The following is a 21,501-nucleotide window of genomic DNA, read 5'->3' on the forward strand; positions in this document are numbered from 1 at the left end:
GTGGTTTCAAAATTAAGAATTTTTCAAAAAACACTTTTTATAATATCATAAAGATGTTGTGTTTCAAAAATAAAAAACTATGAAAAAAGAATATATATCAGAATTATTTAAAAAGTTTGAAGATGCTTGCTATGATTACGAAGGTATTGAGTGTTGGAGTTCAAGAGAACTTCAAACAATTCTTGGGTATTCACAATGGAGAAACTTTAAGAATGTAATTGATAAAGCTGAAAAATCTTGTGAACAAGCAGGAGAAGACACTAAAAACCATTTTGCTGTATTCAGCAAAATGGTCGAAATTGGAAGCGGTGCTCAAAAACCCATTGAAGATATAGCTCTTACAAGGTACGCTTGTTATTTGATTGCACAAAACGGAGATGCAACTACAAAATCTGAAATTGCTTTTGCTCAAACTTATTTTGCAGTTCAAACAAGAAAGCAGGAAATCATTGAAAAAAGACTATTACATGTAGCAAGAGTTAACGCTCGTGAAAAACTATCTCAATCCGAAAAAAAATTATCGGGAATTATTTTTGAAAGAGGAATTGATAATAAAAGTTTTTCAATTATTCGTTCAAAAGGCGATCAAGCATTATTTGGAGGAAGAACAACTAATGATATGAAACGAATTTTACAAGTTCCAGCAAATCGTCCGTTAGCAGATTTTCTTCCAACACTGTCAATTAAAGCTAAAGATTTTGCAACAGAATTAACAAGCCATAATGTAGTGGACAAAAATTTAAAAGGTGACAATCAAATCACAAAAGAACATATCGAAAACAATTTAGCGGTCAGAAAAATGCTTCACGACAGAGGTGTTAAACCAGAGCAATTGCCAGCATCCGAAGATGTAAAAAAAGTGGAACGAAGATTAGAAAGTGAAGAAAATAAAATTTTGAAAGAGGTAAAGAAAAACCAAGAAATGAATAACAAAAAGTAGCGCAAAATATTTAGAATAATAATTTTTCGCATAATGTGAATTATAAAAAGTAAATATCCAAATTGAACTTTAAGCAATGATTCGTACTTCTTTTAAGACGCCTTCAAACCCAAAAACTTCAAACCCACCAAAAACCGCGATAGGGATAGCAGCGGCATCCCACGCTTTTGGGCGTGGATACAGCGGATAGCCCGGCCATTCGCCCAAATACTAATAAAAACTTAAAATTTATTGTAAATCAGTAGTTTTTAGTAGTGTAATGTCAATCGAATTGTGAAAAAGAATTATATTCGCAGCACTAAAACTATAACTATGAAAAAAATTATTTTATCCTTATTATTAGGGATTATGCTTATTCCTGCAAGCGTTAAGGCGGATGAAGGAATGTGGTTTTTGATGTTCATTGAACGTTTGAATCACCGAGATATGCAAAAAATGGGATTGCAATTGACCGCCGAAGAAATTTACAGCATTAATCATCACAGTTTAAAAGATGCAATTGTTCAGTTTAATGGCGGTTGTACAGCAGAAGTAATTTCGAAAGACGGATTGGTTTTAACGAACCATCACTGTGGATATGATGCGGTTGCAGAATTATCGACTGCTGATAAAAACTATTTGAAAGATGGTTATTGGGCAGCAAATAAAGCTGCCGAAATGAAACCATCAAGTTTATATGTTCGGTTTTTTGTTCGTATGGATGATTGTTCAAAACGTATTTTGGCAAAAGTAAATGATAAAATGACGGAAGCGGAAAGAGAAAAAGCCGTGAATCAGGAAATTGCAGTTATTGAAAAAGAAAACAATGAAGGTGGGAAATATACCGTTTCTGTTCGTCCGTTTTTTCAAGGAAATGAATATTACTATTTTGTTTATCAAGACTATAAAGACGTTCGTTTAGTAGGTGTTCCGCCAGAAAGTTTAGGAAAATTTGGTGGCGACACCGACAACTGGGAATGGCCAAGACACACAGCCGATTTTTCTATGTTTAGAATTTATGCTGATAAAGATGGAAATCCAGCGGATTATTCTACAAATAATGTTCCGTTGAATCCAAAACATTACTTACCTGTGAATTTAAATGGTGTTAAAGAAGGCGATTTCGCTATGATTTTGGGTTATCCAGGAAGAACAAACCGTTGGATGCCAGCAGGTGGAATTGAGCAAAACGTGAAGTTTGCCTATCCAGCTTGGGTTGAAGGTGCAAAAACGGGTATGGATAATATGAAGAAATATATGGAGCAAAGTGATGCGCTTCGATTGGTATATGCTTCAAAATTTGCTTCTACCGCCAATTATTGGAAAAACCGTCAAGGAATGATTGATGCTTTAAGCAAATTCGGGACTGCAAAATCAAAAGTGATTCAAGAAGCTAAATTTGACAAATGGGCAAATATAGCTGCAAACAAAGCAAAATACGGAAATGTAATTGCGAATATAAATGTGTATTATGCGTTGACAAATGAGAAATCTCGTCACGATAATTATTTGCAACAGTTAATGAGAACGACCTCTTTTGGGGCTATTGCTAGAACTTTAGGAAAACAATTGGACAATTACGCAAAGGCTGACGCTGCAAAACGCGCTACAATGGCTCCGATGATTACTGAAATGGCGGATGGTTTTTTTAAGGATTTATACCTTCCTGCTGAAAAAGATTTGTTGACAGCGCAATTGAAATTGTATGCAACAAAATCGATTGGATATGGAATTGCTCCAATGGTTGAAAAAATTGGAAAAGAAAACAATTACGATTATTCAAAATTTGTAAATGCTGCTTTTGAATTGAGTATTTTAACTTCAAAAGAAAAAGTACAAGCATTTTTGGATTTTCCAAGTGATGCTTTGTTGGCAAGTGACCCGTTGTATAGCATTTCAAATGATATGATTTCGCATATGAATTCAAAATCGGATGCAATTGCAAAAGCTCAAAATGATTATGGTGCAGCTTTTAGATTGTTGGTGGAAGGTTTGAGAGAATCAAAAATTGGTACTATAAAATATCCAGATGCGAATTCTACGTTGCGTTTGACTTACGGGAAAGTTCGTGCTTTGCCAGCTGACAAAAGAAACGATGCAAAAATTAATAACTACACGACATTAGACGGTCAAGTTAAAAAATACAAGAAAGGCGATGAAGAATTTGATTTGCCAGTGCGAGTTCTTGAAATGAATAAAAACAAAGATTACGGTCGTTTTGCAGACAAAGACGGTTCACTTCACGTAAATTTCTTGACTGACAATGATATAACTGGAGGTAATTCAGGTTCGCCAGTTTTGAATGGTAAAGGAGAATTAATCGGATTGGCATTTGATGGAAACATTGAAGCGATGGCTGGAGATGTTATTTTTGATCCAAAATTACAACGTACAATTAATGTTGATATTCGTTATGTTTTATGGGTAATTGAGAAATTCTCAGGTGCAAAACACATTGTCGATGAAATGACATTGGCGAAATAAAAACCACATTTCATTAAATGAAAAAGTCCTAAAACGAGGTGTTTTAGGACTTTTTTTATTTGTGTAAATTAGTATTAAGAAATCAAAGTTCGAGAAATTACAATGCGTTGAATCTCAGAAGTTCCCTCATAAATTTGAGTTATTTTCGCATCACGCATCATTCTTTCTACGTGATATTCGGCAACATAACCATTTCCACCGTGAATTTGAACGGCTTCAATTGTAGTGTCCATTGCAGTTTGTGAAGCAAATAACTTAGCCATTGCACCTGATTGAGAAATATCTTCTCCCGTATCTTTTTCTGATGCTGCTTTGAAAACTAACATTTCTGCTGCTGCAATTTGTGTTGCCATATCAGCTAATTTGAATGCAATTGCTTGGTGCTTAAAAATTTCTTTGCCAAAAGCTTTACGTTCTTGAGAATATTTTAATGCCAATTCAAAAGCGCCTTTTGCAATTCCTAAAGCTTGTGCAGCGATTCCTATTCTACCACCATTTAATACACCCATTGCAAAATTGAATCCAAATCCGTCTTCGCCAATTCTGTTTTCTTTGGGAACTTTCACATCGGTAAACATTAGAGAATGGGTGTCGGAACCACGAATTCCCATTTTCTTTTCTTTAATCCCAATTTCAAAACCAGCCCAACTTTTCTCCACTATAAAAGCGTTGATTCCTTTGTGACCTTTTTCTATATCGGTTTGAGCTATTATAATATAGGTCGAAGCCGAATTCCCATTGGTAATCCAGTTCTTCGTTCCATTCAAAAGATAGTGGTCGCCCTTATCAATTGCAGTTGTTTTTTGTGAAGTTGCATCAGAACCTGCTTCAGGCTCAGACAAACAAAAAGCACCAATAACTTCGCCTGTTGCCAAAGGAATTAAGTATTTTAGTTTTTGTTCTTCGTTGCAATATTTTTCAATACCAGCACAAACCAAAGAATTGTTAACCGACATAATTACGGCTGAAGAAGCATCAACTTTTGCAATTTCTGTTATCGCTAAAATATAAGAAATACTATCTAATCCAGAACCACCATATTTTGGGTCAACCATCATTCCCATAAAACCAAGTTCCGCCATTTTTTTGACTTGCTCAGTTGGAAATTTTGAATGCTCATCTCTTTCAATTACTCCAGGCAACAGTTCCATTTTAGCAAAATCTCTAGCTGCTTGTTGAATCATTAATTGCTCTTCCGTAAGTTTAAAATCCATAATAAGTAATAATAATTGTGATTAATTTAAAAAATATAGACAAATATACTTTTAAATTATTATATTCTCAAAATGATTTATTAATTTTAGCCAATGATTCTTGAAAAATATAATATAATTAGTGTAATGTCGGGAACTTCGCTTGATGGTATCGATTTGGCACACCTCAATTTTGGAATTATAAATGGGAAATGGAGTTTTCAAATCCTTGAAAGTGAAACTATTGGCTATAGCCAAAAATGGATTGACCAACTTAAAATTGCTGTTGGATTTTCAAAATTGGAATTGCAAAAATTAAATACCGATTATACCTTATTATTAGGAAATGTAATTTTTGATTTTATCGACAAGTATAAAATTGAAAATATTGATGCAGTTTGTTCCCACGGACATACTATTTTGCACCAACCGCAAAACGGAATTACGTTACAAATTGGAAATTTACCTGAAATTGCTGCATTGTGCAAACAAAAAGTAGTTTGTGATTTTAGAGTTCAAGATGTGAAATTGGGTGGTCAAGGTGCACCATTAGTTCCAATTGGTGACCGATTATTATTCTCAAATTATGATTATTGTCTGAATTTGGGCGGTTTTTCAAACATTTCCTTTGAGGAAAATGGAAAAAGAATTGCTTTTGATATTTCACCTGTAAATACCGTTTTGAATTTCTATGCCAATCAATTGGGTTTAGATTACGATGATAAAGGAACAATTTCAAGAACTGGAACTACCAATTCGGGATTATTAAATGATTTGAATCGATTGGATTTTTATCAAAAGAAATACCCTAAATCCTTGGGTTTTGAATTTGTAAAAGAAATAATTTTACCACTAATTGAAAGTTATCCAATAGCATTAGAAGATAAAATGAACACTTTCACAGAACATATTGCTATTCAAATCGCATTGGCTTTGGCCAATAAAAAAAATAATCTATTCATAACGGGCGGTGGTGCGTATAATGATTTTATGATTGAAAGAGTTCAATTTCATTTGCCCGAAACAAAAATTGTTATACCTGAAACAAAAATAATTGAATTCAAAGAAGCTTTAATTTTTGGATTACTTGGCGTGTTGAAATTAAGAGATGAAATCAATACTTTAAGCAGCGTAACTGGCGCAAAAATGAATCATAGTTCAGGAATGATATACCAACAATAAAAAGTTAAAGATAAATAAAACTGAAACAATCATTTTTTTTCGTAACTTTACGTATCTCAAATAGTTATAGTAATTTAAAAACTAGGAATTATGATAAATGTTTGTCTTGCAGATAATTTTCCAGTAGTTCATTTTGGGATAAAATCGTATTTTAAAGACCATTCCGACATTAGTATCGTTTCTAATATTGGAAACTTTTCTATGATACAAGATGCGCTTAAAACGAAAAAAATTGATGTTTTAATTCTTGACCTTGAGCTCAATGGGCTTTCAAGTATTTTTGATGTAAAAGCAATCTTGAAAAATAATCCAAATTCAAAAGTGATTATTTTTTCTAAGCTTTCAGAGCAAATTTATGCAACTAACGCAATAAAATCAGGCGTTTCAGCTTATGTTCATAAATCTGAAAAGCTAGAAACTCTTGGGGCAATAATACAAAAAGTGAATCGCGGTGAAATCGTTTTGAGTGATTCTGTAAAGAAAAACTTTGCGTTAATTGGTCGTCAAAATAAAAGTGAACGCGTTTATCGTAAACTTTCCAATAGAGAAATTGAAGTTTTACGCTATTTAAGTGATGGAAAAAAGAACAATGAAATTTCTAAAATTCTTCATCTAAATGAAAAAACAATCAGCACATACAAATTAAGATTGTTGACAAAATTGAATGTTACCAATTTAGTTGATTTGGTTAATAAAGCTAAAAAATTAGAAATCGTTTAGTTATAACGTGACATAACACGTCCTAATTTATTCGAAAAAGAATTGATTAATTTGTAGTAATCCATCGCCAATGACAATGAATCCGTGTTATCAGCGTCGGGTTCAGGCAAAATAGAACCTTTTAATTCCTCAATGATTTTATCAACTAAATACCATCTCAACGTTAGAATTGTTTCGGAAACATACTGACTTATCGTTTCGTTTTTTTGCTTTACAAAGATGTTTTGTCCGCCCCAATCGTGCAATGCTAACTTTTCATCTTCCATCAAAATATCGGTAACTTCTTGCGCAAATTCTTGTGGCAATTGCATCAAATAGTGCTCAATATTAAAGCCTTCGTTTTGATTAAAATAGTCAACTAGATTAGTATAAATTCCTTTAAATAATTCATTTGCAAGTTCAACCTCATCTTCTTGCAAACTTAAATAGACTCTTTGGTAAACGAAATATTCTTTTTTATCGATGCTGTTTTCTAGTTCTCCATCGGCATTTGTTTTCAAAAGCACATCTTCAAATTCTTCTTTTAGGTTTCCATATAAAAGTAAAATTTCAATGATTTTGCGCTCCAATTGATATAAAACATCCACTTTTTCGATTGTAATTGAAGTATCACTTTTTACAATTTCAAAAGCTTTTTGCTCTTGTTTGATTTTTTTTCCAGTTTCTATTATGTCTTTCTGAACCAATTGAGCCAAAGTACTCAGCAAAACTTGCTCTGAAATATCCATAATTCGAGAACATTCTTGGATGTATATTTCGCGTTGAATTCGGTCTGGGATTTTAGAAATACTGGAAACCATATCCCGAATTAATTCTGCTTTTTTGATTGGATCATTCTTTGCATCTTTCATCAAAAGAGACGCTTTGAACTGAATAAAATCTTTAGAATTTTCTTCTAAATACAAAACCAAATCTTCATAAGGAGTTTTTCGTGCAAAACTATCTGGATCTTCGCCATCAGGAAAAGCACAAACGCGAACGTTCATTCCTTCTTCCAAAATCAAATCGATTCCTCGAATAGAAGCCCGCAATCCTGCAGCATCTCCATCAAAAAGCACCGTAACATTTTTTGTTAATCTGTTAATTAAACGGATTTGGTCTGGTGTTAAAGCCGTTCCCGAAGAGGAAACCACATTTTCAATTCCCGATTGATTGAACTGAATCACATCGGTATACCCTTCAACTAAAAAGCAGTTATTTTGTTTTGCAATGGCTTGTTTGGCTTGAAAAATTCCATATAAAACTTTACTTTTATGGTAAATATCACTTTCAGGGGAATTCAGATATTTTGCTGCTTTTTTGTCATTGGTAAGAATTCTTCCGCCAAAACCCAAAATTCTACCCGACATACTCTGAATTGGAAACATCACACGCCCTTTGAATCTGTCAAATGGACGGTCGTCTCTTGGAATTGTCAAACCTGTACTTTCCAAAAATTCCAATTTATATCCTTTGCCTAATGCTTCTTTGGTAAATGCATCCCAAGCTTCCGGCGAATAACCCAAAGCAAATTTCTTGATCGTTTCATTGGTAAAACCACGTTCTTTAAAATAAGAATATCCAATGGCTTTTCCTTCTTCAGAATTTAAAAGTACATCTTGAAAGTAATTTTTAGCAAATTCAGAAACCAAATACATACTTTCGCGAACGTCAATATTTATTTTTTCTTCATCTGTTTGAACAGTTTCTTCAATTTCGATATTGTATTTTTTGGCCAAATATCGAATGGCTTCTGGATAGGTAAAATGCTCGTGTTCCATCAAAAAAGCAACTGAATTTCCACCTTTCCCAGAACTAAAATCTTTCCAAATTTGCTTGACAGGCGATACCATAAAAGATGGGGAACGCTCGTCAGAAAAAGGACTTAATCCTTTGAAATTACTTCCCGCACGCTTCAATTGTACAAAATCGCCAATAACCTCCTCTACTCGAGCAGTTTCGAAAACGGTGTCAATGGTTGCTTTTGAAATCAATTTATTTTAGGGGTTGAAATGTTAAAGTTCAAAGTTACAAATTTTTTCAGTAATCCAATATATTACTTTTTTCTTTCAATTACATAATTTACCATCATAATCAAAGAATCTTTATACTCTGATTTTGGATAATTTTCTAAAAGTTGTAAGGCTTCTTGTTGAAATTGAATCATTTTTTGTTCGGCATACGAAAGTCCGTGATTGTCTTTCACAAAAGCAATCACTTCTTTTACACGCTTTTTATCTTTATTATGATTTTTTATTGAATTGATAAGCCAACTTTTATCTTTTGGTGAACAAATATTGAGAACGTGAATTAATGGCAATGTCATTTTTTGTTCTTTAATATCAATTCCTGTTGGTTTTCCAATTGCTTCTTCAGAATAATCAAATAAATCATCTTTGATTTGAAATGCCATTCCAATAAGTTCTCCAAATTTTCTCATATTCTCTACTTGAACGGCATCATCGAGTACAGATTTTGCTCCAAGCGCACAACATGCAGCAATTAATGTAGCTGTTTTCTTTTGGATAATTTCATAATAAATAGCCTCGGTAATGTCTAATCTGCGGGCTTTTTCTATTTGAAGTAATTCCCCTTCACTCATTTCTCGGACAGCAACTGAAATAATTTTCAACAAGTCAAAATCGCCATAGTCAATGGAAAGCAATAATCCTTTTGACAGTAAATAATCACCAACCAAAACCGCAATTTTATTTTTCCAAAGTGCATTTATGGAGAAAAAACCTCTCCTTTGATTGCTATCATCCACTACATCGTCGTGAACTAACGTCGCCGTATGAATCAGCTCAATTACAGAAGCACCACGAAAAGTTCGTTCGTTAACGCTGCCTTTAGAAAGCATTTTCGCAGTAAGAAAAACAAACATTGGACGCATTTGTTTTCCTTTTCTATTGACAATATAATAGGTGATTCTGTTGAGCAATGCCACTTTAGAAAGCATCGCTTCCCGAAACTTTATTTCGAAAAGTTCCATCTCCTGAAGAATCGGTTGTTTTATTTGAGATATTACGTTCATTGAGATTCCAAAGATACAGCTTTGAAACTATTTTGTAATTAAATTTTTTTATTTCGATTAAACCTTTTACTTTTGTTTAAGTCTTATTTAAAACTTATTAATCAACTACTTATGAAAACAAATTCTTTATTGAAAATAGTGGCTTTATTTGCTGTTATTTTATTTGCGAGTTGTTCAAAAGACAACAATGATACTGCAACTACTTTTACCACTGCAGACATAGCAACTAATGCTAAAATTGATCAAATTTCAAATGATGTTACAGATGTTATAGATGATCAATACGCTGAACAAAATCCAACTGGCAGACCTAATGCTAATGTAGAAAATACATTGTTACCTACATGTGCTACCGTTACTACATCTGTTACCAGTACCACTTGGACTAAAACAATTAATTTTGGAACTACTGGTTGTGCTATGCCAAACGGAGCGATACTTAGAGGTGTAATTACGATTAGCGGAAATTTAAATTATACCGCTCAGAATTATGTGATTTCTTACACTTTCGTTAATTTTTATCATAATGATATGTTAGTTCAAGGAAATAGAACAATAACTAGATCTTTACAAAGCACAACTTATCAAACTGCTATACATCCAGTTACCGTTATGGATATGAATATGACTTTTACTATTCGCGGGGACGTTTATACTCGAGTTGGTTCACGAACCAGAGAATGTGTTGAAGGATATGATACAAGAACAGATTGGCATGACAATGTTTATGTAGTTACAGGTTCATGGGCAACAACTTTCCCTACAGGAGCTATTCATACTAATGCAATATCTGCAACTTCCCCACTTCGAATTAGAATGAGTTGTAATTACAGAATTGTCTCAGGAACCGTTAATATTACAAGACCATATCACACTGCGGTATTAGATTATGGAACAGGAACTTGCGATAACATTGCGACTATTTCAATTGACGGTGGAGTAGCAATTCCATTTACTTTTTAGGAATTAATAAATAACTAAATTTTTTATTAAGAAAAACGTTCGGAAATCATTTCGAACGTTTTTTTTATATTTCTTTATTGGCTAGTTGTCCGCAAGCCGCATCTATATCTTTCCCACGACTTCTTCTTACTTTTGCCACTATATCATTAGCTGCCAAAGCTTTGATATAAGCATTTATAGATTCTTCAGATGCTTGCTGGAATTCACCATCATCAATTGGGTTGTATTCTATTAAATTTACTTTGCAAGGAACATATTTACAGAATTTCACTAGGGCGTCAATTGACGCTTTATTGTCGTTAATTCCTTTCCAAACCACATATTCATAAGTGATTTTGCTTTTCGTTTTGTGGTACCAATATTCTAACGATTCTCGTAATTCGGATAATGGGAAATTGGCTGAAAATGGCATAATTCGAGAACGAATTTCATCAATTGCAGAATGTAAAGAAACCGCCAATTTGAATTTTACCTCGTCATCCGCTAATTTTTTTATCATTTTTGGAACGCCTGAAGTAGAAAGAGTAATTCGCTTTGGAGACATACCCAAGCCTTCGTTAGAAGTTATCATTGCAATAGCCTTTAAAACATTATTATAGTTCATAAGCGGCTCGCCCATTCCCATAAAAACAATGTTTGACAAAGCATGATTATAATACAACCGACTTTCTTTGTCGATAGCGATAACTTGGTCGTAAATTTCTCCAGGTTCCAAATTTCGCATTCTTTTTAACCGTGCTGTTGCGCAAAAATTGCAATCTAAACTACAACCCACTTGACTGGAAACACAAGCGGTAGTTCGCGTATTTGTAGGGATTAAAACGCTTTCTACAACCAAACCGTCGTGCAAACGAACTGCATTTTTTACGGTGCCATCAGAACTGCGTTGCATTGTATCGACCTTGATATGGTTAATTACGAAGCTGTTTTCTAACATAGTTCTCGTTTCCTTAGAAACATTTGTCATGTCTTCAAAACTATGTGCGCCTTTGCTCCACAACCATTCATAAACCTGATTTCCACGAAAGGCTTTATCTTGATTGGCTACAAAAAAATCCCGCAATTGTTCTTTTGATAATGCCCGTATGTCTTTTTTCTCGATTTGCATGGTGCAAATTTAGTTTAAATTGTGGATTTGTTTATTTGATAATTTGATAACTTTGACAAAATATTAAAATTCAAATAGCAGATGCACTTTATATCCCAAGAATTAGAAGATTATATCGAACAACATTCTGAAAATGAACCCGCATTATTAGCGGCATTAAATAAGGAAACCTATCAAAAAATCTTGTTGCCAAGAATGCTTAGTGGTCACTTTCAAGGTCGTGTTTTGAGTATGCTTTCTAAATTAATTCGTCCCGTGAATATATTAGAAATTGGAACGTTTACGGGTTACGCGGCTTTGTGTTTATGTGAAGGAATGCAAGAAAATGGGCAGCTTCATACGATTGATATAAAAGAAGAATTGGTTGATTTCCAAAGAAAATATTTTGATAAATCCCCGTGGGGAAATCAAATTGTGCAGCATTTGGGGGAAGCAATTTCGATACTTCCAAAATTAGAAATGAAATTTGATTTGGTTTTTATTGATGCCGATAAAGAAAATTACATCAACTATTTTGAGTTAATTCTTCCTAAAATGAATAAAGGGGGCATTATTTTATCGGATAATGTTTTGTGGAGCGGGAAAGTTTTAGAGCCTTTACAGAAAAATGATTTTAGTACAAAAATACTTATAGAATACAACGAATTATTAAAAAATGATAGTAGAGTGGAAACTGTTTTGTTGCCAATTCGTGATGGTTTAACTGTGAGTCGGGTGCTTTAAAGTTGAATTGAGATTGTTAGAATAAATATCCTTTTGAATACGGATGCCCTAGCCCAGATGGAAGGGAAAATCCCGAGCTTTTTAGCGAGGATTTGGAATGACAGCTGGAAAAAGCTCCAAAAAACAATTAAATTGGAAAATACTTTTTCTGTGTGATTTGATATGTTTTGAACATCAAAAGTCCTAAAATAAAACCACTTATATAGCCACAAATTATATCGGATGGATAGTGTAATCCTAAGTAAATTCTGCTATAGGCGAAGATTAGTGGCCACAAAAAGAGCAATCCAAAATACTTGAATTTATCCTTGAGAATAAAGTATAAAAATGTGGCAACTGCCATTGTATTTGCGGCGTGACCTGAGAAAAAACTAAAGGTTTCGCTAGATTTTACAACTCTAATTAAAGTGTTGATTTTTGGGTCACTACAAGGACGAAGCCTTTGAAATGTGTCTTTTACAAGATTAGTAAATTGGTCGGAAATTGTGATTAAAACTAAAATAAATAGAACCAAAATAAATGTTTGCTTTGTGCCCAATTTTTTGTGAATAAAGTACAGAAGTGTTGCAAAAAAAGGAGTCCAATTAGATTGATTGGTTATTAATAGCCATAGCACATCAAATTTTTCAGATCCTAAACTATTGAGAAAAATGAACGTATGTTGATCAAAATAGATTATTTTTTCAAGCATTATGAATCGCGTTTTATAGGACCTTCACTTTCAGTGGTTTCTACTTTTGAAGTTTCAATTTTAACATTTTCAATTATTGGGGCTGTTTCTTTTAACAGATTATCTTTCGCTTTATTGATTTCTTGTGTGATATTTCCCGTAAAATCGGTTATCGATTTTGTGTCTAATCCATTGGCATCGGCTCCTTTTTGAATTTCACTCTTGATATCGTTAGTCGCGTTTTTTAATTGTGCCATAGCTTTTCCCATTGTTCTTGCAATGTCAGGGATTTTATCTGAGCCAAAAAGCATCAAGACTACAAATAAAATTAGAATTAATTCGCCACCACCTATTCCAAACATATCAATTTATTTTATTGCAAAGTTACAAAGTTTTTATGAAGCTATTTTTAAATGTCCTATAAAAATATGTTAATCAAATTTAGATTTTACCTCTTCTTTTGGCCAAGTATTGTTTGTGATGTCTATATCTGCAGTTTCTAATTTTGGGTCAACTACAATCTTTTTAATTACTTTTTTCGTAGCAAATGTTCGTGTTACTTCTTCATCATTCATTCTCCAAATTTGCGCTGGGAATGTTTGATTTTCCGTAGTTCCGTCTTCAAAAGTAAGTTCCGCAATAATAGGCATCACCAATCCTCCAGGCTTATTGAAAGTCACTTCATAGAAATATTTAGGCGAATCAAATTTCGCGATTTCTTCTGGTTTGAAATTGGTTTGCAAAAAATCATCTAATGTTTTTATTTCTTTAATTTCGAATGCTTTATTCATTTCTGACTTAAAACTTTCACTTGTATTTGTGACCATAAAAACCATTGGACCAGTTGTTTTTAATCGATTTCTTCTTGATGGCATTGGTGCTTTAAAGTCTTTTGGCGCTACATTACTCACATAATATTGTTTGACTTCTTTAATTCCAATATCGGTGTAATCGGTGGTGTAAAACCAACCACGAATAAACCAATCCAAATCAGTTGCCGATGCGTCTTCCATCGTTCTAAAGAAATCTTCTGGGGTTGGGTGTTTAAATTTCCAGCGATTTGCATACGTTTTGAACGCATAATCAAATAATTCGTGCCCCATAATTGTTTCACGCAAAATATTCAAACCTGCAGCTGGCTTACCATAAGCGTTGTTTCCAAATTGTTTTATAGCTTCAGAATTGGTCATTATTGGCTCAATATTTTTTTGATCCCCACTCATATATGGAACGATTTTAATTGCGGGTCCACGGTCAACTGGAAAGGTGGATTCCCAAGAAATTTCTGCTAAATATTCCATAAAAGAATTCAATCCTTCGTCCATCCAAGTCCATTGGCGCTCATCAGAATTGACAATCATTGGAAAAAAATTGTGTCCTACTTCGTGAATTATTACGCCTAACATTCCGTATTTTACTCTGTCGGTATATTTTCCATCAGCATCGGGACGACCAAAATTCCAGCAAATCATCGGGTATTCCATTCCTTGATCTTGCGCATTTACAGAAATTGCTTTTGGATAAGGATAATCAAATGTATAACTGGAATAGCTTTTCAAAGTGTGAGCAACGGCACGAGTTGAATATTGTTCCCACAACGGATTTCCTTCTTTTGGATATAACGAAATCGCCATTACAGTTTTTCCGCCTAATTTTACTGCCATTGCATCCAAGATAAATTTTCTTGAAGTTGAAATTCCAAAATCTCGAACATTTTCTGCTTTGAATTTCCACGTTTTTTTCTTTTCAGAAAATCCTTTTTCAGTTTCAGTAGCCTCGTCTTGAGTTACAATTATTACTGGTTTTTCGAAAGAATTTTCTGCTTGCGCATATCGTTTTACCTGTTCTGCGGTGAAAACTTCGGCTCTATTTTGCAAAACTCCCGTCGCTTCCATAATATGATCAGCAGGAACGGTAATGTTAACTTCATAATTTCCGAAAGGCAAAGCAAATTCTCCACTTCCCCAAAATTGCATATTTTGCCAACCTTCAACATCATTATAGACTGCCATTCTTGGGTAAAATTGCGCTAAAACATATAGATTATTACCCTCTTTAAAATGTTCGTAACCGGAACGACCTCCATCCAACATGTAATTATTGATGTTGTAATTCCATTTTATATTCAAGGCTGTTTTTTCTCCGTGTGCCAATGGTTTTGATAAATTAATTCGCATCATCGTTTCGTTCACAGTATATGAAATTGGATTTCCTTTGGCATCTTTAACATAATCAATTTTGAAACCACCGTCGAATTTTTCTTCTAAATATTTTCTTGAAAATCCAGCGGCACTTATTGCGGGATCTATTTTGGCATTCTCAACTAACGGAGATTTTGAAGTTCTGGCAGCTATATTCTGATCCAATTGAATCCATAAATACTCCAAAGATTCCTTAGCATTATTAGTGTACGTTATGGTTTCTGTGCCGTAAATTTTAGTGTTTTTGTCATCTAATTCGATGTCCATTTTATAATCGGCTTGTTGCTGATAATATTCAGGACCTGGTGCGCCAGAAGCGGTGCGATACATATTGGGAGTTGCCAATAAATCATACATTTGACGAAATTTATTCTTATCTTCGTGACCCAGCTCTTTAGTTTTGGTACTTTCTTTAACTTCTTGAGCAAAAGTTGAAATTGAAATTGCAGCGAAAAATAATAGGAATACGGATGTAATTTTTTTCATAAAAGTGTAATAGTTAGCTTTCATTTGCTAAAGTAAATAATTTATTTGAAGAATAAATAGAAGTTGTTATTTTAACATTCCCATAATTGTACTTTCAGTAAGCAATAAACTTTGTTTTTCACCGTAAATAGTGGATTGTATAATATTTTGTTGCTCCGAATTTAGTTCAAGAAGTACCGTACTTTTTACTTCCAATGTTTTAATTTTAGAAATTTCTTTGATGTTATAATAGCAAATGATCACGTTTCCTTCCAATTCATTACTAAGATAATTTAATGGTTTTTGCTGACCATTTACTTTTAAAGAAAAATTATCTGAAATGTATTTCGTCATTAGCACAATATCTTCTGGAGATTCATTTGGTTCTCCTAAAAATGTTTTTTTATTGTTTTTTTTATAAAGAACCGCATTTAAATCATCTACAAATATTCGGGAAGTAATTTGCAACATTTTCTTTTCGGAAGCATACTTAATTTGATAGATGGAAACATAAAATTTATGAATCCCAAATGAAGTTCCTGCAAAAAATGTTATTCCAATTAAGGTATATAAAAGTACTTTTTTCATTTTCAAATATAGTTAATCCATTTCTATTTTGGAATAGTATTATAATTTACTGCCAATTTTGAAATCAAAAACAACATCATTGTTCTATTTTTTACTTTCAAAGCTGCAGCAAATTCTTTGTCTTCTATAATATAACGCTGAAAATCATCAATATAAATTTCTGGGACTTTCAAGGTTTGAATGTAATATTTATCGTCATATAGAACGCCAACTTTATCTAACATTCGCTCTTTTCGTTCTACTATTACTTCTTTTTTTAGCATTTCTGTTCTTCCGGAAAGCCAGTTTAGCGGTGCGTCTAATAATCCTGAAGTTGCGGTATATAATTTTCGTTCAGCAGGAGTATAATGCTTTTGACCTTGAAATATACTCGTGCCTTCGGCTGCATTTTTCTTTACAATTACCTCATTAAGTTCATTAATTTTTGGTGTCATATAAATCGTTATCATTTCCGATTTCAAATCGTCTTCATCAACCAGCATTCGTTTCATTTCTAAAGTCATTGATGAAAATACCAAAATATCATCGGCTTTCGCCAAAATAGAAAATTCCCCTTTATTATTAGTTACGGTTACTTTTTCATTGCCTAAATTTACCACATCAATTCCAACCACCGAAGCAGAATCAGCGACAATTTTTCCGTGTAGGATTTTTTCGTTGCTGGTTTGTGACCAAGTGCAGACTGTCGTAAAAAATAATAGGACAACAAACCAGTTCTTCATATACCAATAATTTACACTTTTATTAATTGTAAAAGTATTTAAGCGCGTTCTAAATTAATGAAAATTGCTTGGTAAAGTTATGTTAATAAATAAAGCACCGAAATTTCAGATTAGAAAATTAGAAAATAATGTAACTTTGAAATTATTAAACACTAAAATGAAAATGAAAAACTGCATCATCGCAAGCACGTCAACTCTTTATGGAGGTGACTATTTAGACTATATTTTACCTGAATTATGGGAGCATTTCAAGAATTGCAAAACGATTCTTTTTATTCCGTATGCGCAACCAAGTGGGATTTCGTATGAGGAATACACCAATAAAGTAGCTGCGGCTTTCGCCAATATAAATATAATTGTTAAAGGAATTCACGAATTTGAAAACCCAAAAGAGGCAATCGAGCAAGCCGAAGGAATTTTTACGGGAGGTGGAAATACGTTTTTATTGGTTTTCCAATTGTATAAAAACAAGGTAATGGACGCTTTGGCAAATGCCATAAAAAACGGAACACCGTATTTAGGAACCAGCGCAGGAAGTAATATTTGTGGTTTAACGATGCAAACAACCAACGATATGCCTATTATTTATCCGCCAAGTTTTCAAACATTAGGAATTGTTCCTTTCAATTTGAATCCTCATTATTTAGATGCCGATTTGCAATTAAAATACAACGGCGAAACTCGGGAAACCCGAATTAAAGAATTTCATCAGTTCAATTCAGCACCAGTTTTAGGATTGCGTGAAGGAAGTTGGCTTGAAGTTAAAGGCGAAAAAATCACGTTAAAAGGAAGTCTTTCTGCTCGATTATTCAGACATAACAAAAATCCTGAAGAATTAGAATCGGGAAGTGATTTGAGCGATTTAAAATAAAAATCCCCAAACTTTACGTTTGAGGATTTTAGAGCGAAAGACGAGGCTTCCCGCTAAAAAGCGGGATAAACTTCTCGCCACAACTAATAAAAAAAAATCCTCAAACAAAAAGTTTGAGGATTTTATGGAGCGAAAGACGAGGCTTCCCGCTAAAAAGCGGGATAAACTTCTCGCCACAACTAATAAAAAAAAATCCTCAAACAAAAAGTTTGAGGATTTTATGGAGCGAAAGACGAGGCTCGAACTCGCGACAACCAGCTTGGAAGGCTGGAGCTCTACCAACTGAGCTACTTTCGCATTAATAACAGTGCAAATATAGATAATAAGTTGAAAGTATTGCACGATTTTTTTGAAAAAATTTCAACTCTAGTGAAATTGTATTCTAATAACATATGATTTTCAACGTAAATAATTTATTATGATATTGTTATGGCTTTTTTAAACCTAGATAAACTCCTATAAAAATGTTTGAAATCAAAGAAATTTCTGCTTTTGAAACAATTATTGTTAGAAATCCTGTGCTTCGTTTTGGTAAACCAATAGAAAGTTGTCGGTTTGAAGGCGACGATTTACCAACTACAAATCATTTTGGGCTGTTTTATAATGACCAACTTTCAGCTGTAATTTCATTATTTGAAGCAAAAAGTATATTTTTTCTTGAAGATAACCAATATCAAATTCGAGGAATGGCAGTTTTAGAACAACACCAAAAGAAGGGTTTTGGTGAAGCACTTTTGAAATATTGCGAGAAGCAAATCATAAATAAAAGTGGCAAAATCATCTGGTTTAACGCCCGAGAAACCGCAATTGGTTTTTATGAAAAGTCAGAATATCAAAAAATTGGTGCTGGTTTTGAAATAAGTGATATTGGAATTCATTATGTTTTGTTTAAAGTATTTCATAAAATCAAATAATTTAAACTGCAACAAACATTTTATAGTATTAAGTGGTAAGTGTGATACAGTGTCCTATTTTAAGATATGTGATTTATTGTAATAGACTGATTTTATCTGGGTTTTTTTACTGTTTTGAGACTTTTGACTTTCGACATTAAAACTTTCGACTTACTTAATAAATCGATAATCCGCTATAAAAATACTTTATTCACAATAAAAATATAAAATAATTGTTATTATAGTTGGTAAAAGATAATTTAGCGCCTCAAATCAAATTTTATCCATGAAAAAAATCTTTCTTTTTTGTTTAGTTCTTGTTTATGCCACAACTTTTTCTCAAAAAAAAGCATTAAAAACAGTTCCAATTCAAGGCGGAATAACCATTGACGGAAATTTAGACGAACCCAATTGGAAAATAGCTTCTGTTGCCAACGATTTCTATATGTTTGCTCCCGATAACGGAAAACAAATCAGTAAAGACAAGGAAACTGTTGTAAAAATTTTATATGATAATGAGGCTATTTACATCGGAGCTACATTATATGATAACGAGCCCAACAAAATATTAAAAGAAATTACCCAACGAGACGAACAAGGTACGAGTGACAATTTTGGTGTTTTTATCAACGGATTCAATGACGGGCAACAAGATTTCCGCTTTTTTTGTACTGCTTCTGGAACACAAATGGACTGTTTAGCAACAGACGTAAATGGCGAAGATTATTCTTGGGATGCAATTTGGTCAAGTAAAACCCGAATTACTGATTCCGGTTGGGTGGTAGAAATGAAAATTCCCTATGCTGCTTTGCGTTTTTCAAACAATAAAACCCAAACTTGGGGAATTAATTTTGTTCGAGATATAAAACGAGATAATTCCATATATTCTTGGACTAAAGTTGATAATAAATTGAGTAATATTATTCAACAAGCTGGTATTTTGGAAGGAATAGAAAATATTAAAACCCCAACACGATTGTTTTTTATGCCCTACTCTTCATTCTATTTGAATGCCAATAGCGCTCAAAAAACCATTGGAACACTTAAAGGAGGAATGGATATTAAATACGGAATTAACGACGCCTTTACTCTTGATGCTATTTTAATTCCTGATTTCGGACAAACAAAATTTGACGATAAAATCCTAAATCTTGGTCCTTTTGAACAACAATTCAATGAAAATAGAGCTTTTTTTACTGAAGGAACCGATATGTTTAATAAAGGTAATCTGTTTTATTCGAGAAGAATTGGGGGAAGTCCAACAATTTATCCAACAATTGCAAGTAACGAGGAAATAATTTCTAATCCTTCAAGTGTGAATTTGATTAATGCTTTTAAAGTTTCAGGACGAACAAAAGGCGGTTTGGGAATTGGTATTTTAAATGCTGTTACAGAAATTACAACGGCAAAAATTCGTAATAACGCTGACCAATCTATTCGAAGTGAAATCGTTGAACCGCTAACAAACTATAGTGTTTTAGTGCTTGACCAGCGTTTTAGAAAAAATTCATCCATTAGTTTTGTGAACACAAATGTTACCAGAAATGGGAGTTTTAGAGATGCAAATGTTTCCGCTTTGGTCTGGGATTTGAACACTAAGGAAAATACATATAATCTTTCGGGGGATTTCAAGTACAGTTATGTAAACGATATTACAGCAAAAAAAGGGATTTATTCCAGTTTAAATATCGGAGAAACCAGCGGAAAATATCGCTATAGTTTGGGCGCCAATATTATAACCAAAGACTTTGATAACAATGACTTGGGAATTAATTTTCAGACAAATTATTATAGTTTGTATGGAAACGCCAATTATAGAATACTAAATTCAACCAAATACTTTAATTCTTTCAATGTGAATGTAAATGCTTTTACGCAATTCCAAAAAGAAATGGGATTGCTGCAAGGAAATAATTTTAATATTAATGTAAATATCAATAATAAGAAAAATCATTATTTTGGTATTGGAATAAATGCAAATCCCATACAAAACCACGATTTTTATGAACCACGAACCGAAAATAGATTTGTCCTTATTCCGACAAGAATTGGCGGTTGGCTTTATTTCTCATCCAATTATAATTACAAATTTGCCTTTGATTTCAATCCCTCATTTGCAAAATTAGATGAAGCCGGAAGAAATAATTACGGCTTTTCGGCAGGTCCAAGATACCGATTTAACGACAAATTCGCATTAAATTATAACTTCAACTTTTTTCGTCAAAATAACAACAAAGGTTTTGTCGATAGCATAGACGATGACGCTAATTCATTGACGCCGAATGCAATTATTTTTGCGAACAGAAACGTAACGACTTACTCCAATTCTATTTCTGGGAAATATTCTTTGAATAGCACAATGAATTTCAATCTTTCCGTCCGCCATTATTGGTCGTATGCCGAAAATAAAAACTTTTTGACGTTATTAAATAACGGTCATTTGACAGATTTTTCGGGATATTCTACAAATAAAAATTCCAATTTTACTTCTTGGAATGTCGATTTATCCTATTCTTGGTGGTTTGCGCCGGGCAGTCAAATCTCGGTTTTATATCGTAATAATGCAGCGAATTTTGAACGTGAAATCAATAAAGACTTCGGAAATAACGTAACCAATTTACTAAATAACGAAGTGTTAAATCATACTTTTTCAATTAGTGTTAAGTATTTTATCGACTACAATCATTTGAAAAAGTTATTTTAATTCCTTAAATTTGGAGCTATTTCCAGCTGTACGTTACACTATTTTTGTTTTTAAAGAAAAAACAAAAATGATTTCCACTTCC

At 33.1% G+C, this 21,501-nt stretch carries 18 protein-coding genes and 1 tRNA gene; 9 read left to right on the top strand and 10 right to left on the bottom strand.

Annotated elements, in window-relative coordinates; genetic code table 11:
* The first annotated feature begins 79 nt into the window (after positions 1 to 79).
* Together dinD and AC9UEH_RS00660 are read left to right on the top strand one after the other, a co-directional pair.
* Complete coding sequence (dinD, locus tag AC9UEH_RS00655; RefSeq protein WP_509527403.1) at positions 80 to 940, top strand: DNA damage-inducible protein D; 861 nt, start codon at positions 80 to 82, stop codon at positions 938 to 940.
* A 312-nt stretch (positions 941 to 1,252) separates the two neighbouring features.
* Complete coding sequence (locus tag AC9UEH_RS00660; protein ID WP_509527405.1) at positions 1,253 to 3,403, top strand: S46 family peptidase; 2,151 nt, start codon at positions 1,253 to 1,255, stop codon at positions 3,401 to 3,403.
* A 74-nt stretch (positions 3,404 to 3,477) separates the two neighbouring features.
* Here the strand turns inward: AC9UEH_RS00660 and AC9UEH_RS00665 are convergent, their stop codons facing one another.
* The gene (locus AC9UEH_RS00665) at positions 3,478 to 4,617 is read right to left on the bottom strand and encodes an acyl-CoA dehydrogenase family protein (RefSeq protein WP_509527407.1); all 1,140 of its coding nucleotides are present in this window, start codon (positions 4,615 to 4,617) and stop codon (positions 3,478 to 3,480) included.
* A gap of 93 nt (positions 4,618 to 4,710) precedes the next feature.
* On the opposite strand from AC9UEH_RS00665, the gene AC9UEH_RS00670 reads away from it, so the two are divergent.
* Positions 4,711 to 5,778, top strand: a complete 1,068-nt coding sequence (locus AC9UEH_RS00670; RefSeq protein ID WP_509527409.1) for an anhydro-N-acetylmuramic acid kinase — start codon at positions 4,711 to 4,713, stop codon at positions 5,776 to 5,778.
* Between the two features lie 90 nt (positions 5,779 to 5,868).
* Complete coding sequence (locus AC9UEH_RS00675) at positions 5,869 to 6,498, top strand: LuxR C-terminal-related transcriptional regulator (RefSeq protein WP_509527411.1); 630 nt, start codon at positions 5,869 to 5,871, stop codon at positions 6,496 to 6,498.
* Here AC9UEH_RS00675 and dnaG read toward each other — a convergent pair.
* On the bottom strand, positions 6,495 to 8,471 hold the full coding sequence (dnaG, locus tag AC9UEH_RS00680; protein WP_509527413.1) for a DNA primase: 1,977 nt from the start codon (positions 8,469 to 8,471) through the stop codon (positions 6,495 to 6,497). The two genes, AC9UEH_RS00675 and dnaG, sit on opposite strands and share 4 nt — an antisense overlap.
* Positions 8,472 to 8,533: 62 nt before the next feature.
* Positions 8,534 to 9,511, bottom strand: a complete 978-nt coding sequence (locus AC9UEH_RS00685; RefSeq protein ID WP_509527415.1) for a polyprenyl synthetase family protein — start codon at positions 9,509 to 9,511, stop codon at positions 8,534 to 8,536.
* A 111-nt stretch (positions 9,512 to 9,622) separates the two neighbouring features.
* Here AC9UEH_RS00685 and AC9UEH_RS00690 point away from each other — a divergent pair, with 111 nt between their 5' ends.
* The gene (locus AC9UEH_RS00690; RefSeq protein ID WP_509527418.1) at positions 9,623 to 10,474 is read left to right on the top strand and encodes a hypothetical protein; all 852 of its coding nucleotides are present in this window, start codon (positions 9,623 to 9,625) and stop codon (positions 10,472 to 10,474) included.
* 64 nt (positions 10,475 to 10,538) lie between these two features.
* Here the strand turns inward: AC9UEH_RS00690 and rlmN are convergent, their stop codons facing one another.
* Entirely contained in the window at positions 10,539 to 11,582 is a 1,044-nt protein-coding gene (gene rlmN, locus AC9UEH_RS00695; protein WP_509527421.1) for a dual-specificity RNA methyltransferase RlmN, read from the bottom strand.
* An 81-nt stretch (positions 11,583 to 11,663) separates the two neighbouring features.
* On the opposite strand from rlmN, the gene AC9UEH_RS00700 reads away from it, so the two are divergent.
* Positions 11,664 to 12,305, top strand: a complete 642-nt coding sequence (locus AC9UEH_RS00700; protein WP_509527423.1) for an O-methyltransferase — start codon at positions 11,664 to 11,666, stop codon at positions 12,303 to 12,305.
* A gap of 127 nt (positions 12,306 to 12,432) precedes the next feature.
* Here the strand turns inward: AC9UEH_RS00700 and AC9UEH_RS00705 are convergent, their stop codons facing one another.
* The 5 genes from AC9UEH_RS00705 to AC9UEH_RS00725 all read right to left on the bottom strand — a co-directional run bounded on the left by AC9UEH_RS00705 (position 12,433) and on the right by AC9UEH_RS00725 (position 16,951).
* Entirely contained in the window at positions 12,433 to 12,996 is a 564-nt protein-coding gene (locus AC9UEH_RS00705) for a phosphatase PAP2 family protein (RefSeq protein ID WP_509527426.1), read from the bottom strand.
* Entirely contained in the window at positions 12,996 to 13,337 is a 342-nt protein-coding gene (locus tag AC9UEH_RS00710; protein WP_509527429.1) for a Sec-independent protein translocase subunit TatA/TatB, read from the bottom strand. The genes AC9UEH_RS00705 and AC9UEH_RS00710 overlap by 1 nt, the downstream gene beginning before the upstream one ends.
* A gap of 69 nt (positions 13,338 to 13,406) precedes the next feature.
* On the bottom strand, positions 13,407 to 15,662 hold the full coding sequence (locus AC9UEH_RS00715; protein WP_509527432.1) for a M1 family metallopeptidase: 2,256 nt from the start codon (positions 15,660 to 15,662) through the stop codon (positions 13,407 to 13,409).
* Positions 15,663 to 15,728: 66 nt separating this feature from the next.
* Positions 15,729 to 16,229: a DUF6702 family protein gene (locus AC9UEH_RS00720; RefSeq protein ID WP_509527434.1), complete on the bottom strand. Its 501-nt coding sequence runs from the start codon at positions 16,227 to 16,229 to the stop codon at positions 15,729 to 15,731.
* Between the two features lie 23 nt (positions 16,230 to 16,252).
* Positions 16,253 to 16,951 carry a carboxypeptidase-like regulatory domain-containing protein gene (locus AC9UEH_RS00725; RefSeq protein WP_509527437.1) on the bottom strand — a complete coding sequence of 233 codons (699 nt, stop codon included), beginning with the start codon at positions 16,949 to 16,951 and terminating at the stop codon, positions 16,253 to 16,255.
* Positions 16,952 to 17,114: 163 nt separating this feature from the next.
* Between AC9UEH_RS00725 and pepE the strand changes: the two genes are divergently transcribed.
* Complete coding sequence (pepE, locus tag AC9UEH_RS00730) at positions 17,115 to 17,822, top strand: dipeptidase PepE (protein WP_509527556.1); 708 nt, start codon at positions 17,115 to 17,117, stop codon at positions 17,820 to 17,822.
* Between the two features lie 221 nt (positions 17,823 to 18,043).
* Here the strand turns inward: pepE and AC9UEH_RS00735 are convergent.
* Positions 18,044 to 18,119: transfer RNA gene (locus AC9UEH_RS00735), tRNA-Gly, on the bottom strand.
* Positions 18,120 to 18,286: 167 nt separating this feature from the next.
* Between AC9UEH_RS00735 and AC9UEH_RS00740 the strand changes: the two genes are divergently transcribed.
* Positions 18,287 to 18,736 carry a GNAT family N-acetyltransferase gene (locus AC9UEH_RS00740; protein ID WP_509527439.1) on the top strand — a complete coding sequence of 150 codons (450 nt, stop codon included), beginning with the start codon at positions 18,287 to 18,289 and terminating at the stop codon, positions 18,734 to 18,736.
* Between the two features lie 265 nt (positions 18,737 to 19,001).
* Positions 19,002 to 21,419 carry a DUF5916 domain-containing protein gene (locus tag AC9UEH_RS00745; protein ID WP_509527440.1) on the top strand — a complete coding sequence of 806 codons (2,418 nt, stop codon included), beginning with the start codon at positions 19,002 to 19,004 and terminating at the stop codon, positions 21,417 to 21,419.
* Positions 21,420 to 21,501: the final 82 nt, after the last annotated feature.

This window comes from Flavobacterium sp. (genome assembly GCF_040402835.1).
Taxonomy (GTDB): domain Bacteria; phylum Bacteroidota; class Bacteroidia; order Flavobacteriales; family Flavobacteriaceae; genus Flavobacterium.